The organism is Sphingomonas aestuarii (assembly GCF_054457155.1).
This window is the reverse complement of the sequence record NZ_JBTKVV010000003.1, coordinates 241,115-255,777: the sequence shown is the minus strand read 5'-3', so window position 1 is coordinate 255,777 and position 14,663 is coordinate 241,115. Positions and strand designations below refer to the sequence as shown.

The 14,663-nt window shown below is 66.3% G+C and carries 14 protein-coding genes; 8 read left to right on the top strand and 6 right to left on the bottom strand.

Annotated elements, in window-relative coordinates:
- Window positions 1-33: 33 nt before the first annotated feature.
- Both hemH and ACX0GZ_RS07135 read right to left on the bottom strand, forming a co-directional pair.
- Window positions 34-1,032, bottom strand: coding sequence for a ferrochelatase (hemH, locus tag ACX0GZ_RS07140; protein ID WP_458815262.1), 999 nt, complete (start codon window positions 1,030-1,032; stop codon window positions 34-36).
- On the bottom strand, window positions 1,026-3,269 hold the full coding sequence (locus tag ACX0GZ_RS07135) for a xanthine dehydrogenase family protein molybdopterin-binding subunit (RefSeq protein ID WP_458814813.1): 2,244 nt from the start codon (window positions 3,267-3,269) through the stop codon (window positions 1,026-1,028). Before ACX0GZ_RS07135 ends, hemH begins: the two co-directional genes overlap by 7 nt.
- Before the next feature lie 118 nt (window positions 3,270-3,387).
- On the opposite strand from ACX0GZ_RS07135, the gene lgt reads away from it, so the two are divergent.
- The 8 genes from lgt to ACX0GZ_RS07095 all read left to right on the top strand — a co-directional run bounded on the left by lgt (window position 3,388) and on the right by ACX0GZ_RS07095 (window position 11,107).
- Window positions 3,388-4,269 (top strand): prolipoprotein diacylglyceryl transferase, encoded by an 882-nt coding sequence (gene lgt / locus ACX0GZ_RS07130; RefSeq protein ID WP_458814811.1) that lies wholly within the window; start codon window positions 3,388-3,390, stop codon window positions 4,267-4,269.
- A gap of 10 nt (window positions 4,270-4,279) precedes the next feature.
- Window positions 4,280-5,368 (top strand): endonuclease/exonuclease/phosphatase family protein, encoded by a 1,089-nt coding sequence (locus tag ACX0GZ_RS07125; protein WP_458814809.1) that lies wholly within the window; start codon window positions 4,280-4,282, stop codon window positions 5,366-5,368.
- A 40-nt stretch (window positions 5,369-5,408) separates the two neighbouring features.
- Window positions 5,409-6,482 carry a class I SAM-dependent methyltransferase gene (locus ACX0GZ_RS07120; RefSeq protein WP_458814807.1) on the top strand — a complete coding sequence of 358 codons (1,074 nt, stop codon included), beginning with the start codon at window positions 5,409-5,411 and terminating at the stop codon, window positions 6,480-6,482.
- A complete protein-coding gene (locus tag ACX0GZ_RS07115; protein ID WP_458814805.1) occupies window positions 6,479-6,982 on the top strand; it encodes an N-acetyltransferase family protein in 504 nt (167 codons plus the stop codon). Before ACX0GZ_RS07120 ends, ACX0GZ_RS07115 begins: the two co-directional genes overlap by 4 nt.
- Window positions 6,979-7,740, top strand: coding sequence for a peptidoglycan editing factor PgeF (gene pgeF, locus ACX0GZ_RS07110; protein WP_458814803.1), 762 nt, complete (start codon window positions 6,979-6,981; stop codon window positions 7,738-7,740). Before ACX0GZ_RS07115 ends, pgeF begins: the two co-directional genes overlap by 4 nt.
- Window positions 7,741-7,957: 217 nt before the next feature.
- A complete protein-coding gene (locus ACX0GZ_RS07105) occupies window positions 7,958-9,271 on the top strand; it encodes a cystathionine gamma-synthase family protein (protein ID WP_458814801.1) in 1,314 nt (437 codons plus the stop codon).
- Window positions 9,272-9,293: 22 nt separating this feature from the next.
- Window positions 9,294-10,220, top strand: a complete 927-nt coding sequence (locus ACX0GZ_RS07100; protein ID WP_458814799.1) for a TraB/GumN family protein — start codon at window positions 9,294-9,296, stop codon at window positions 10,218-10,220.
- Window positions 10,220-11,107, top strand: a complete 888-nt coding sequence (locus ACX0GZ_RS07095; RefSeq protein ID WP_458815260.1) for an ROK family protein — start codon at window positions 10,220-10,222, stop codon at window positions 11,105-11,107. Before ACX0GZ_RS07100 ends, ACX0GZ_RS07095 begins: the two co-directional genes overlap by 1 nt.
- 28 nt (window positions 11,108-11,135) lie before the next feature.
- Here the strand turns inward: ACX0GZ_RS07095 and ACX0GZ_RS07090 are convergent, their stop codons facing one another.
- The 4 genes from ACX0GZ_RS07090 to ACX0GZ_RS07075 form a co-directional block, all read right to left on the bottom strand.
- Window positions 11,136-11,900 (bottom strand): exonuclease domain-containing protein, encoded by a 765-nt coding sequence (locus tag ACX0GZ_RS07090; RefSeq protein WP_458814797.1) that lies wholly within the window; start codon window positions 11,898-11,900, stop codon window positions 11,136-11,138.
- A gap of 126 nt (window positions 11,901-12,026) precedes the next feature.
- Window positions 12,027-13,415, bottom strand: coding sequence for a phosphoglucomutase/phosphomannomutase PgmG (gene pgmG / locus ACX0GZ_RS07085; RefSeq protein WP_458814795.1), 1,389 nt, complete (start codon window positions 13,413-13,415; stop codon window positions 12,027-12,029).
- A gap of 127 nt (window positions 13,416-13,542) precedes the next feature.
- Window positions 13,543-13,794, bottom strand: a complete 252-nt coding sequence (locus tag ACX0GZ_RS07080; RefSeq protein ID WP_458814793.1) for a DnaJ domain-containing protein — start codon at window positions 13,792-13,794, stop codon at window positions 13,543-13,545.
- Window positions 13,794-14,600: a division plane positioning ATPase MipZ gene (locus ACX0GZ_RS07075; protein ID WP_458814791.1), complete on the bottom strand. Its 807-nt coding sequence runs from the start codon at window positions 14,598-14,600 to the stop codon at window positions 13,794-13,796. Before ACX0GZ_RS07075 ends, ACX0GZ_RS07080 begins: the two co-directional genes overlap by 1 nt.
- Window positions 14,601-14,663 lie beyond the last annotated feature (63 nt).

Genomic DNA, 14,663 nt, shown 5'->3' with positions numbered 1-14,663 from the left:
CCCTGTTATTGGTCCGTATTCAGGCTAGGTAACCTACAGCCAGCCCGCAAGCTCCCTGCGCAGCAAAGATTGCAGCATCGCGACACCCGGCGGGTCGGCATTCAGGCAATTGAGATAGGCGAAATGCGTGCCCCCCGCCGCCATGAAGCTCTCGCGCCCGCGGATCGCAATCTCCTCCAGCGTCTCCAGACAATCGGCGGAAAAGCCGGGCGCGACCAATGCGACTTTCTTGACGCCTTCGCCCGGCAAGCCTTCCAGCGTCGTGTCGGTCGCCGGGCCAAGCCATTTGGCAGGGCCGAAGCGCGACTGGAACGCGACCCGCAATGGGCGACCCAATGCCTCGCCCAGCAGCCGCGCGGTTTTCTGGCAATGGCAGTGATAGGGATCGCCCAGATGCAGCGTGCGTTCGGGCATCCCGTGAAAGGTCGCGACCAGCGCATCGGGCTCGAAATCGAGCGCCGCAAGCTGCGTCTCCACCGATGTCTTCAGTGCAGCAATATAGGCCGGGTCGTCATGATAGGGCGGCAGCGTGCGGATCGCCGGTTGCCAACGCATCGTCGCCAGATGTGCGAACGCCTTGTCGTTGGCGGTCGCGGTCGTTGCGGCGCAATATTGCGGGTAAAGCGCTGCGATCAGAATCCGCTCGCACCCGGCATCCTTCATCGCCTGAAGCCGCGACGCGATCGACGGATTGCCATAGCGCATCGCCCAGTCGACCATGACGCCATCGCCGAACGCGCCCTGCAACGCGTCCGATTGCGCGCGTGTGATCGCGGCGAGCGGCGAGCCGTCCTTGGTCCAGACTTGGCTATAGGCATGCGCCGATTTCTTGGGTCGCGTATTCAGGATGATCCCGCGAAGGATCGGCTGCCACGCGATCGGCGGAATCTCCACCACGCGGCGGTCGGACAAAAACTCGGCGAGATAACGCTTCACCGATTTCGCGTCCGGTGCATCGGGCGTGCCCAGATTGACGAGTAGGACACCCACCTTGCGCGGCGGAATGGCTGGATGATCGGCTGGGGTCACAATGTCGGTTCCTGAAGCGGCAAGCGGCGGGATCGGCGTCCGGTGGCGGCGAAAAGTGCGTTGGCGATGGCCGGGCCGACCACGGGCACCGCGACTTCGCTCGCACCGCCGGGGTCGGCATCGCTGCGGATCAGCTCGACGCTGATTTCCGGCATATTTCCCAACCGCGCCAGATTCATGCTGCGAAAATTGCGCACGTCCGCCAGCCCGTCGGTGAACCCGGTCGATGCCCCCAGCGCCGCCGCCATGCCGTACAGCAGGCCTCCCTCGATCTGCTGCTGCACCAGATCGGGGTTGATGAGCCTGCCGCAATCGACCGCCGCCACCAGCCGATCGACGACGACGCGCGCCCCTTCTCTGCGCGCTTCCGCCATCAGCGCGATGTGCGACCCGCGAAAACTGTGCGCGGCAATCCCCTGCGCGGTGCCCGGCAATCCGCCCTGCCAGCCGCCGAGTGACGCCACCGCAGACAGGCAGCGCGCCAGTCGCGGCTGGCCGCCGAGCATGGCGATGCGAAACGACAGCGGCTCGACATTGGCTTCGCGCGCCAGTTCGTCGAGGAAGGATTCGGTGAAGAACACGGTGTAGGCGTGCGCGCCCGATCGCCAGTATCCGGTGGGAACGCCCAGCGCCGCCGGATGGTGATCGACGGCATAATGCGGGATGCCATAGATCGGCTCGGCCCCTGCCACCGCAGTCCGGTCGCCGCCCCCACCCGGCAGCTTCTGGGCAAGCGCCACCGCCGCATCGCCCGACAGCAACCGCCTCGACAATTCGCGGCCCGTTTGCGGCGCCGCGATCCGCGCAAACCAGCCGCTGACCGTGCCGTTCGATGCCAGCCGCGCCGACATGCGTGCCGCCGCCGCCGGGCGATAGCGGTCGTGCAGACAATCTTCGGCGCGCGACCAGGTCAACTGGACCGGGCGCTCGAGCTTCCTTGCGAGCACCGCGACCTGTTCGATAACGCGCGTCTCCAGCCGCGCGCCGAACGACCCGCCGATCTGCATCGGATGAATGACCACCGCCGTCTCGTCGATGCCCAGTGCCCGCGCTGCGGCGCTGCGGGCAAGGCCCGGTGCCTGCGTCGGTGCCCAGATCGACAGCCGCCCGGCACGCCATTCCGCCGTCGCCGTGGTCGGCTCCAGCGGGGCGTGAAGCGCGAGGCCAGAGCGATATTCCGCGGTCACTACTTTCGCGCCAGAGAAATGTTCGGCCAGTTCGCCGGCACTTGCCATCCGGTGACCTTCGCCGTCGAGCGCCGCCGTCAGCGCCGCGTCGATCGTCGCGCTGGTCGGCCCGCCGCGCACTTCAAAGCGAGGGCGCAGCGCATCGAGCGCCTGTTCGGCGGCCCACCAATTGTCGGCGACCGCCGCGACCCAGCGCGGGTTTTCGACGATGTGCATGACGCCGCGCACGCGGTCGGCAGCACCGCGGTCGACGCCGACCAGCCGCGCGTCGCCGGGAGGCGCTTGACGAATTGCGGCGAAGACCATGTTCGGCAGGCGTATGTCGCCCGCGAAATTGGCGCTGCCATCGACCTTGGCCGGTGCGTCGAGCCGGGTAAGCGGCGCGCCTTCGGGTGCGGCGGCCCCGGTATCGCGCAAGGGGAGCAGGTTGGGCAGGCTTTCCTGCGCCGCCTCCGCCGCCAGCTCGGCGAAGCGCAAGCGTTTGTCGTCATGGACGACGAAGCCTTCGGCCGTCGCGCACGCCTGCCAGTCGACGCCCCAGCGCGCCGCCGCCGCCTTGCACAACAGCGTCCTCGCCGCGGCACCGGCTTCGCGCAATTTGGGCTCGAACATGCGGATCGAGGTCGAGCCTGCGGTCAGCATCCACGCGGCGCGTTCGGCATGGCTGCGGCGGATCGTATCGGGAATGCCGCCCAGTGCATCCTCGAACAGTACATCGGCGGCCAGCATATTGGCATAGAGCGGGTTGATCGGCGCGGCTTCCACCGCGACCGTCCGCCAGTCCGCGCCCAGTTCCTCGGCGACGATCTGGGGCAGCGCGGTATAGACCCCCTGCCCGGCCTCCGCCTGGGGCACGGCGATCGTCACCTGACCATTCTCGCCGATCTTCAGCCACGCGCCGAAGATCGTCTCGCCGGGCGCCGCTGTCAGGTTGACGCCGTACGAACGGGGCCACACCGCCCAGGCGACCAGCAGACCCGCCCCCGCCCCGCCCGCAACGAGCAGCGACCGGCGATTGAATCTGATCCCTTTAGTCGCGTCCGTGCCCGCCATTACCGACGCTCTATCGCGCCGCTGCGGCCCATGCCAGCGCTTCCGTCGAACGGGCTTGGGTTTGCGCAGCGCTTTGCCTATTGAAGACGCGACTTTGACGCGGGGGAGCCCCATACCTGTGATCCTGACCACCCTGGCCGCCGCCTCCGGCAGCTATCTGCAGTTCGCCGATCTCGGCCTTGATCCGGTGGCGCTCGACCTCGGCTTCTTTCAGCTCCGCTGGTACAGCCTGGCCTATATCGCGGGCATCTTCGTCGGCTGGTGGTATCTGCTGAAACTGCTGGATCAGCCGGGCGCACCGATGGCACGGCGTCATGCCGACGACCTTGTCTTCTATGCAACGCTCGGCATCATTCTGGGCGGGCGGATCGGGTACATTCTTTTCTACCAGCCGAGCATCCTGCTCGATCCCATCCAGATTTTCCGGCTGTGGGACGGCGGCATGTCGTTCCACGGCGGCGTCATCGGCGTGTCGCTGGGCATCTTGTGGATGGCGAAGAAGAACGGTCTGAAATGGCTGCGCGTCCATGATTATGTCGCTTGCTGCGTGCCGTTCGGCTTGCTGTTCGGACGGCTGGCGAATTTCATCAACGGCGAGCTGTGGGGCAAACCCACCGACGTTCCCTGGGCGATCGTGTTTCCGCGCACGGTGGCAGGCGGACTCGATCCGGCGCGCCACCCCAGCCAGCTATACGAAGCGGCGCTGGAAGGCGTCGTCCTGCTCGCGGTGCTCGCCTATATGTTCTGGCGGACCAAGGCGCGCTACGAGCCGGGCAAGCTCGTCGGTACGTTTCTGCTCGGCTACGGCCTGTCGCGCTTCGTCGTGGAGTTCTTTCGCGAGCCCGATTCGCAGTTCGCGGGCACGTTTTTCGAGAACGTCCTGCACATGGGCCAGGTGCTGACGCTGCCGATGATCTTCGGCGGGCTCTACCTGATCCTGACCGCTAGACGCCGCCGCGAGCGAGTGGAGCCCTTTGCGGGCACCGAAAGTGTCGCCTGACGCAAAGGGGATGGCGCTTACCATCACGCGCTGGGCACTGCGGATCATCGCGGCGGCGCTGCTCGCGGTGACGTTGCTCAGCGTGATCGAGGGGAATGAATGGTGGATCCGCATCTGGGACTTTCCCCGGCTGCAGATCCTGGTCGCGATTCTGCTGGTGATGGTCGCGCTGGCCGTTCTGGAGCGACACGCGCGCATCTGGCTGCTCGTACCGCTGGCCATCGCCGCTGCATGGCAACTCAACCGCATCTATCCCTACACCCCGCTTGCCTCGACCGAGGTCGCGTTCAGCGACGCGGTATCGCTGCCCGAGGATCAGTGTTTCTCAATCGTCTCGTTCAATGTGCTGCAGAGCAACCGGGATTATGACCGCACCCTGGCGATGCTCGGCCGCACCGATCCCGACATCCTGTTGCTGCTGGAGACCGATGCGGGCTGGCAGGCGGCGCTGGAGCCGATGCTGTCGCGATACCCGTCCCGGCTCGATCGTCCGCTCGACAATACCTATGGCCTGATCTTCGCGACGCGGCTGCCGATGACCGACGCGCGGATCGAGGATATTGCCGAGGCTGACACCCCTTCGGTAACCGCACGGCTGACCGCTGGCGCGCCGTTCCGCCTGATCGGCCTGCACCCCCGCCCGCCGCATCCCGGACAGGATACCGAGGAACGCGACGCGGAGATCGCCATCGCCGCCGCCCGCGCCGCGCGCGATGCGCTGCCGGTGCTCGCCATCGGTGATTTCAACGACGTGGCGTGGTCGGACACGTCGCAACTGTTCAAACGGATCGGCGGGTATCTGGACCCGCGAATCGGGCGCGGCACCTTTGCGACTTTCCCGGCAAATCTTCCGTGGCTTGCCTGGCCGCTCGACCATCTGTTCGTTACGCCGCAATTCACCGTGCGGACGATGCGCGTCATGGACGATGTCGGGTCGGACCATCGCGCGATCTATTCGGAGCTGTGCCTGGCGCCGCAGGACGGCGAGGCGCGCAATGCCCGCCCCGATGCCGTGACCGCCGAGGACCGCGAGGATGCGAGCGAAGTCATGAACGAATATCGCGAGGATCAGGCCGAAGAGGCACGCGGCGAGGACTGAGGCTCGACTTGGCCGGGGGGACCGCGTTAGGAGCGCGGGCATGGCCGACGAACCCGAACGCCCCGACCCCACAGAACCCGCGCTGGCCGAACGCATCGCCCGCGCGATCACGCTCGCCGGGCCGATCTCGATCGCGCAGTTCATGGGTGCGGCCAATGCGCATTATTACGCGACCCGCGATCCGCTGGGCGCACGCGGCGATTTCACCACCGCGCCCGAGGTCAGCCAGATGTTCGGCGAGCTGATCGGCCTCGCGCTGGCCGATCAATGGCACCGCGCCGACCAGCCGCCCGCCCGCTATGTCGAACTGGGTCCCGGTCGCGGCACGCTTGCCGCCGATGCGCTCAGGGCGATGCGCGCCGCGGGCCTCACCCCGCCGGTGCATTTCATCGAAACCAGCCCGACGCTGCGCGCCGAACAGGCGAAGCGCGTGGCGGACGCGGAATGGCATGTCGATCTGGTCGGCCTGCCCGAAGACGGTGCGCTGATGGTCGTCGCCAACGAGTTTTTCGACGCGCTCCCCATCCGCCAACTGATCAAGACCGATGAGGGCTGGGTCGAGCGGCTGGTCGGGTGTCAGGACACCCTGTTCCTGCCGATCACGGGGAAGACCGGGTTCGACCCGATCGTCCCGCCTCACCTTCGCGACGCCGCGCCGGGGTCCATCCTGGAGACCGCCCCCGCCGCGGTCGCGACCATGCGCGCGCTCGCCAAGCGGATCGTCGCGCAGGGCGGCTGCGCGCTGGTCATCGATTACGGCTATGAAGGCCCGGCGATCGGCGACACGCTGCAAGCCGTGCGCGGTCACGAATATGCCAATCCGTTCGACGCACCGGGCGAACAGGACCTGACCGCGCATGTCGATTTCGCGACGCTGGCAGAGGCCGCGCGCGCCGAGGATGCGCAGGTGTTCGGCCCCGTCACCCAGCGCGATTTCCTGGGGCAATTGGGCATCGACGCGCGCACCGCTTCGCTTGCCAGGGCCGCGCCGGAGCGCGCCGACGCGATGCTTTCCGACCGCAACCGGCTGGTCAGCGACGAGGCGATGGGGACGCTGTTCAAGGTGATCGCCGTCACCGCCCCCGGCTGGCCCGCGCCCGAGGGGTTTCAATGATCTATCGCGACGCGACCCCGTCCGATGCGGCGGCGATCGCCAAGCTGGCGCGCGCCTCGTTCACCGAGACGTTCGGGCATCTCTACACCCCCCACAATCTCGCGGCGTTCCTGACCAGCCATACGGCCGAGGATTGGGCGCGCGTGCTCGTCGATCCGGACGTATCGGTGCGGGTGGCAGAGGCGGACCGCGCGCTGGTCGGTTATGCCCGGATCGGCCCGCCGACGTTGCCGATTACGCCGGTCGGACCTGCGCTCGAGCTCCGCCAATTCTATCTGCTCAAACCCTGGCACGGCGGCGGCCATGCCCAGGCGATGATGGATTGGGTGATCGCGACGGCACGCGCCCGCGGGGCTGCGGAGCTGTTTCTGTCGGTGTTCGTCGACAATGTCCGCGCCCAGCGATTCTATACGCGCTATGGCTTCGAGGATGTGGGCCGCTATGCGTTCATGGTCGGCAGCCATGAGGATGAGGACCGGCTGATGCGGTTGGCGCTGTGAGCGGGGTTGAGGTCGTTCGCGCGGGCGTGCTGGCGGACATCCCTCACGGGTTTCTCGGTCGGCGCGGCGGCGTGTCCGATGGCATATGCTGGGGCCTTAATGCCGGGCTCGGATCGCACGACGATGCGGCGGCGGTCGCGGAGAACCGGCGTCGCGCGGGTCAGGCAGTCGCGCCCGACGCGACGCTGGTCGGGCTTTACCAGATCCACTCCGCCGACGTGGTGACCGTCACGGCGCCTTATCCCGACGCCGAGCGCCCGCGCGCCGATGCGCTGGTCACCGATCGCCCCGGCATCGCGCTCGGCATCGTCACCGCCGATTGTGCGCCGGTGCTGCTTGCCGACCTCCAAGCGGGCGTGATCGGCGCGACCCATGCGGGCTGGAAAGGCGCACTGAGCGGCGTCACCGACAACAGCATCGCCGCGATGGAGGCGCTGGGCGCAGACCGTGCGCGTATCGTCGCCGCGGTCGGCCCCTGCATCGCGCGCGCCAGCTATGAGGTGGACGAGGCGTTCCGCGCGCGCTTCGCCGCCGAGGACCGCGAAACCGATCGCTTCTTCGCCGACGGCAAGGCGGGGCATGCATGGTTCGACGTCGAAGCCTATGTCGCACACCGGCTGGCCACCGCCGGGATCGGTCGCGTCGAAACATTGGGCGAGGACAGCTACAGCCAGCCCGACCGCTTCTACAGCTATCGCCGGGCCACCCATCGCGGCGAGCCGGATTACGGCCGCCAGATCAGCCTGATTGCGCTTTGACGCCTGATCGGCGTGACCCTGCATATGTCGTCATTGCGAGCGAAGCGAAGCAATCCAGCGATCGTGTTCACGGCCAACTGGATTGCTTCGCTTCGCTCGCAATGACGGGATCGGGAATTTCCCGCGCACCCTCCCCTTTCCCCCCGCCATCCGCTAGGCTCGCGCGCATCCGCCCGCGCCTTCACGACGGGCACCAAACTATCCTCAGGAGCCTTGCTTGACCGATCAGACCGAAGCCGACCTCACCGGCACCACCCCGCGCCGCAATCCCAAACCGCCGATCGAGGAAATCGGCGGGCGCAAGCTGAAGCCGTCGACGCTGATGATGGGCCACGGCTTCGACCCCGTCCTTTCGGAAGGCGCGCTGAAACCGCCGATCTTCCTCACCTCGACCTTCGTGTTTCCGAACGCGGCGGCGGGCAAGCGCCATTTCGAAGGCGTCACCGGCAAGCGTCCGGGCGGCGCCGACGGCCTGGTCTATTCACGGTTCAACGGCCCCAATCAGGAAATCCTGGAAGATCGCCTCGGCGTCTGGGAAGAGGCCGAGGACGCGCTCAGCTTTTCGTCCGGGATGTCGGCGATCGGCACGTTGTTCCTGACCTTCGTCCAGCCCGGCGACACCATCGTCCATTCGGGGCCGCTTTATGCCGCGACCGAGACGATGATCGCCAAATTGCTCGGCAAGTTCGGCGTCAAGTGGCTCGATTTCCCGGCAGGCGCGACGCAGGATGAAATCGAAAAAGTGCTGGAAGAGGCCAAATCGACCGGCCGCGTCCCGCTCATCTACCTCGAAAGCCCGGCCAACCCGACCAACGCGCTGGTCGATGTCGAGGCCGTCGCCGCCGCGCGCGACGCGGTGTTCGCCGATCTGGAGGAAAAACCGCCGATCGCGATCGACAACACCTTTCTCGGCCCGCTGTGGCAGCAACCGCTGAAGCACGGCGCCGACATGGTGGTCTACAGCCTGACCAAATATGCGGGCGGCCATTCCGATCTGGTCGCGGGCGGCGTCGTCGGCACCAAGAAGCATATGGACATGGTGCGCTCGATCCGGAACACGCTGGGCACGATCTGCGATCCGAACACCGCGTGGATGCTGCTGCGCAGTCTCGAAACGCTCGAACTCCGCATGACCCGCGCGGGCGAAAACGCGGTCAAGGTCTGCGAATTTCTGAAGGATCACGCCAAGGTCGAGAAGGTCGGCTATCTCGGCTTCCTGCGCGACGATCGCCAGGCCGATATCTACCGCCGCCATTGTTCGGGCGCGGGCTCGACTTTCTCGCTCTACCTCAAGGGCGGCGAGCGAGAGGCATTCGCCTTTCTCGATTCATTGAAGATCGCCAAGCTTGCGGTCAGCCTGGGCGGGACCGAGACGCTGGCCTCGGCGCCCGCGGCGATGACGCACCTGTCGGTGCCCGACGACCGCAAGAAGGCACTGGGCATCACCGACAATCTCGTCCGCATCTCGATCGGGGTCGAGGATGCCGACGATCTGATCGCCGATTTCGACGCGGCGCTCGCCGCCATCTGACGTGACAATCGGAAGGAAATCCATGTTTCTGAACAAATGGGCTTTGGGCGCGGTCGGTGCCGTGTCGCTGGGGCTGGCGGGATTGCTGGGCGTGCAGGTCGCGCAGCAGCCGCCCGCCCCCGCGCCCGCCCCGGCAACCACCGAAGCCAGCCCGGCTTTGTGGGTGGTGAAGGACGACGACACCACCATCTATCTGTTCGGCACGGTTCATGTGCTTCGCCCCGGCCTGTCGTGGTTCGACGATGCGGTGCGCAAGGCGTTCGACGACAGCGACGAAGTCGTGCTCGAACTGGTGATGCCCGAAGCATCGGCGATGCAGGCGGCGGTGATGAAGCACGCCGTCAATGCCAGCGGCACGCCGCTGTCGCAGCTTGTCCCCGCCGACAAGCGCGAAGCCTATACCCAGGCGCTCGCCAAATTCGGCATGCCCGCGACCGCGCTCGACACCTATCAGCCGTGGTTTGCGGCGACCCAGATGTCGGTGTTGACGCTCACCACCTCTGGCTATGACGCCAACAGCGGCGCGGAAAAGGTCATCACCCAGGCCGCGACCGAAGCGGGCAAGCCGGTTTCCGGGCTGGAGACGGTCGACGAACAGCTCGGCTTCTTCTCCGGCCTGTCGAGCGAATCGCAGATCGCGCTGCTGGCCAGCACCATCGACGAATTGCCCAACGCCACCAAATTGACCGACGACATGGTCGCCAAATGGGCGGCAGGCGATCCGCAGGGGCTGGGCGAGTTGATGAACGAAAGCCTGCGCGAAACGCCCGAATTGTCGAAGGTTCTGCTCGCCGATCGCAACGCCCGCTGGGCCGAATGGATTGAGGCGCGGATGGCCAAACCCGGCACGGTATTCATCGCCGTCGGCGCCGGGCATCTGGCGGGCAACGACAGCGTCCAGGCGATGCTTGCCCAGCGCAAGCTGACCGCAACACGCGTCGATTATTGATGCGCCGGGTTGCCGGGGTCGAACTGGGCGGCACCAAATGCGTCGCCCTGCTCGGCTCCGGCCCCGCCGATGTGGTCGACATGCTGCGCGTGCCGACCACCACGCCCGACGAAACGCTCTGCGCGTTGCGCGCGAAGCTCGACGCATGGGCGGCAGGACCGGGATTCGACGCCATCGGCATCGCCTCGTTCGGGCCGGTCGATCTCGATCCCGCGAGCGCGCATCATGGCTGCATCGTCGGCACGACCAAGCCCGGCTGGGATTTCGCGCCGGTGCTTGCCGCCCTGTCCGAAGGGTTTATGCGCCCCGCCGGAATTGAAACCGATGTGAACGGCGCGGCGCTGGCCGAGGCACGCTGGGGAGGCGCGGGCGACGGACTTTCCGTCTATGTCACCATCGGCACTGGCGTCGGCGTGGGGATCGTCGCGGACGGGCGACCGATTCACGGGCGGCTGCACGGCGAGGCGGGGCATCTCAAAATCCCCCGCGCGGCAGGCGACGATTTTCCTGGTGGATGCACCTATCACGGCGATTGCGTCGAGGGGCTGATTTCCGGGCCTGCCCTCTGGAAGCGATTCGGTTGCGATCCGGCGACGGTCGCGCACGACCACCCGATATGGGATCATGTCGCGCACGATCTGTCGCTGCTGCTCCACAATTTGGTCATCGCGCTAGGCCCCGAACGGATCGCGATCGGCGGCGGCGTGATGGACGGCAAGGACCGGCTCTTCGACCGGGTGCGGATGCGGTTGGCCGCGGGTCTGAACGGTTATGGCGCTTTCGGCGGTTGGGCGGAGGCGATCGAGCGACGCGTCGGGCCGCCGGGGCTGGGCGACATGGCCGGGCCGCTGGGGGCGATTGCGGTGGGGCTTCCAACAGCGAATTAAAGTAGCTGTTCTATCCTACTGTGCGGGTTCAGAGCAGCAACCGCTCCCGCGGCTCGCGCGGTGGCGGCATATTGCCTCGCCTGCGCGCCAGTTCCTGTTCGGCGGTGTAACGCACATCGGCATCGCGATCGCCGAGAAAGCCGTTCAGCGAATCCTCGCCGATCTCGTGCCATTCCTTGCCGCGATCGGGACCGTAACGCACACGCGGCAACAGGCCGGGGAGCCGCGACCATTCGATCAGTTGCGTCACGCCGAACTCGTTGAGCAGGTCGCGCAGCAGGAACGCCGTCACATAGGCGTCGGGAAAGGCGCGGTGCACCGGCAGGCCGCGTTCGTGGACCATCCCCTCGGGCTTGCGCCAGTAACGGAGCATCTGGTTGGAAAATCCCGGAATTTCGGGCCACGCGCGCATCGCGCATTTCCAGGTGCAAATCCATTCCGCGCCCTTGGTGAGCGACGCGGTGCAATATTGCTGCTCGAAATCGGCGCGATGCGCCGCCAGTGCAACCCGGCGCGGCCAGGGATCAAGCACCGGGCGAGCGACATCGATGAACCACGGCGCGTCGGCGACATCCTCGTCGCGGATATGGTGCACCGCCATCGTCAGCGGCGGAATGCTGCGCCCCGGATTGACGAGCGTCGCGCCGCCCTCGCCGTCGATTTCCCACCGCCCGTCCGCGCCCAGCGCCACGTCCTGCCAGCCGATCTCGCACACCGCATGGGTGGGCGGCGCCTGGCCGGTGGTCTCGAGGTCGATGACACGGATGATCTGGCGTTGCTGGGGAGGACGCATCAACCCCATGTGGGGCAAAGAGCCGCGCGATGCCAGTGTTTGTGGTTTCTTGAGGCGTCCCCTCAACCAATCCGTCACCCCGGAACAAGTCCGGGCTGACGGATTGGCGGCGTCAGCGCGCGGCGATCAATGCCCCGCTTGCGGCCCGCGCTCCACACCGCTCGCCGCCAGTTGCGCGTCGATCTGCGCAACCAGTCGATCTAGCCCCGCCTGATCGTTCGACTCCGCGCGCGCGACCAGCACGTCCTGGGTGTTCGACGCGCGCAACAGCCACCAGCCGTCATCGGTATTCACCCGCGCGCCATCGGTGCGATCGACGTTCGCGCCCTCTTTTTCCAACCGGTCGAGCACCTCGGTCACGATATCGAACTTCCGGCTTTCATCGACCGTGAAGCGCATTTCCGGCGTATTGACCAGCGCAGGCATTTCGCTGCGCAACTGAGTCATCGATTTGCCGATCACATGCAGCGCGCGGATCAACTGGACCGCGGCATATTGCGCGTCGTCGAACCCGTAATAGTCCTGCGCGAAGAAAATGTGGCCGGACATCTCGCCCGCGAGCGGCGCGCCGGTTTCCTTCATCTTGGTCTTTACCAAACTATGCCCGGTCTTCCACATCACCGGCTTGCCGCCCAATTCGGCGATGCGGTCGTACAGCATCTGCGACGCCTTCACGTCGGCGATGATCGTCGCGCCCGGTTCCTGCCGCAGCACAGGTTCGGCCAGAATGGACAGAAGCTGATCGCCCCAGATCACGCGGCCTTCGCCGTCGATCGCGCCGATCCGGTCGCCATCGCCATCGAACGCCAGTCCGAAATCGAGCTGCTTTTCGGCGACCAGCCGCTTCAGATCGGCCAGATTCTTCTCTTCGGTGGGATCGGGATGATGGTTGGGAAAATCGCTGTCGACATCGGTGAACAGCAGATGATGCTCACCCGGCAACAGCTTGGTCAGCTTTTCGATGACCGGACCCGACGCGCCGTTCCCGGCGTCCCAGCCGATGCGATAGGTGCCGCCGGCATAGCCCGCCATCAGCCGCCCGACATAATCGTCGACGATATCGACGTCGCTGACCGACCCGCGCGTCTCCGCATCTTCCCAGTCACCATTTTCCGCCAGGCGGCCGATTTCCTGAATGTCGGCGCCGAAAAACGGACGGTGCTGAAACACCATCTTGAAGCCGTTGTAATCGCTGGGATTATGACTGCCGGTTATCTGGATGCCGCCGTCCACCTCTAGGGTCGCTTCGGCGTAATAGAGCATCGGCGTGGGGCCGAGCCCGACCCGGACGACATCGACGCCGCTCGCGGTCAAGCCGTCGACCAGCGCCATTTCCAGTTCGGGCGAGGATTTGCGCCCGTCGCGGCCGACTGCGACCCGTGTGCCGCCCGCGCGGCGCAGCAATGTCGCGAAACCGCGCCCGATCGCGCGCGCATCCTCCGCGCCCAGCGTGCGGCCGACGATGCCGCGAATGTCGTATTCGCGAAGCGATGTTGGATCGAAACGGTGCGTCAATGGAAACCTCCCTGAAGGCCGGACGGCCAGTCGCAGGTTCAATTCGTGACGGCCACGAAAAGTTCAACCGGATTCGTAGCGGTTTCGGCCCAACCTATCCCGTTCGTGTCGAGCGGATTGGATGGCGTTACCCCAACCGCTTCAACAGCACATCGCGCGCCGCATTCAACCGCTGGGTCAGATCCGCCGAGCCACCCCGGTCGGGATGCACCGCCGTCACCAGCCGCCGGTGCGCGGCACGGATCGCGTCGGCATCCGCGTCCGCCGACACCCCCAGCACTGCGCGCGCCTCGCCTTCGCTCATGCCTGGCCGCTGCCCGCGCTTCAGCCACCAGATCACCGCCGCCGCCAGCACGACGATCAGAAGTATCTTGCCCATCAGGCGACCAGTTGGGGCTGGAGCGGCGCCGATTCGGGCAACGCCATCCCCGACATCATTTCGCGCAGTTCCTGTCGCGCGGCGACATGGCTCAGCCCCATCTGGCCGAATTCCTTCGAATCGAGCATCGTCAGCCCCTGCGGGAACAGTTCGCGATAGATGACGCGTTCGGACAGGCCCGGGATCACGCGGAAACCGACGCGCTTGGACAGCGATTCGATCGCTTCCTGCACGCGGCGCATGTTGCGCGCCTCAATATGCTGGAGCCGGTTGCGCAGCACGATCCAGTCGATCGTTGCCCCGTCCGCTTTGGCCCGCCGCTTGCGCGATTCCCAGATCAGTTCGGAATAGAAGCTGGGGCGCGTCACCTTGAACGTATCCGGGTCGACCTGGCCGATCAGGTCGAAATCGACGAAACTGTCGTTCATCGGCGTAATCAGCGTGTCGGCATTGGTGACGGCGATCCGCGCGAATTGGTCGTCGCGCCCCGGCGTATCGATCACCAGATAATCCGCGCCCTTCGCCAGTTCCTCGAGATGGCCGTTGAACACGTCCATATTCTCGCCGTCATGCGTCGCATAGCGCGGCATCGGCAGATCGCGGCCGGTGCGCTTGATCGTCGCCAGCCGATTGTCGAGATAACGCCCCAGCGTCCGCTGGCGATGGTCGAGATCGAGCGCTGAGACACGCGCGCCCTTCGCCGCCAGCGCGATCGCGGTGTGGACCGCGGTGGTCGATTTGCCGGTCCCGCCCTTTTCGTTCGCGAATACGATGACGTGCAGCCGCCCCGAACCACCACTTGTCACGAGAAGACTTCCTTTGTTGATCGCCGCGGCCCCCACTCATAGTAAGCGCGGCTCCACCTCTCC

Coding starts and splice junctions, on each gene's coding strand:
- ACX0GZ_RS07135 (WP_458814813.1), bottom strand. CDS start 3,269: ATGGCGGGCACGGACGCGACTAAAGGGATCAGATTCAATCGCCGGTCG.
- ACX0GZ_RS07125 (WP_458814809.1), top strand. CDS start 4,280: ATGGCGCTTACCATCACGCGCTGGGCACTGCGGATCATCGCGGCGGCG.
- ACX0GZ_RS07120 (WP_458814807.1), top strand. CDS start 5,409: ATGGCCGACGAACCCGAACGCCCCGACCCCACAGAACCCGCGCTGGCC.
- ACX0GZ_RS07115 (WP_458814805.1), top strand. CDS start 6,479: ATGATCTATCGCGACGCGACCCCGTCCGATGCGGCGGCGATCGCCAAG.
- ACX0GZ_RS07100 (WP_458814799.1), top strand. CDS start 9,294: ATGTTTCTGAACAAATGGGCTTTGGGCGCGGTCGGTGCCGTGTCGCTG.
- ACX0GZ_RS07095 (WP_458815260.1), top strand. CDS start 10,220: ATGCGCCGGGTTGCCGGGGTCGAACTGGGCGGCACCAAATGCGTCGCC.
- ACX0GZ_RS07090 (WP_458814797.1), bottom strand. CDS start 11,900: ATGCGTCCTCCCCAGCAACGCCAGATCATCCGTGTCATCGACCTCGAG.
- ACX0GZ_RS07080 (WP_458814793.1), bottom strand. CDS start 13,794: ATGGGCAAGATACTTCTGATCGTCGTGCTGGCGGCGGCGGTGATCTGG.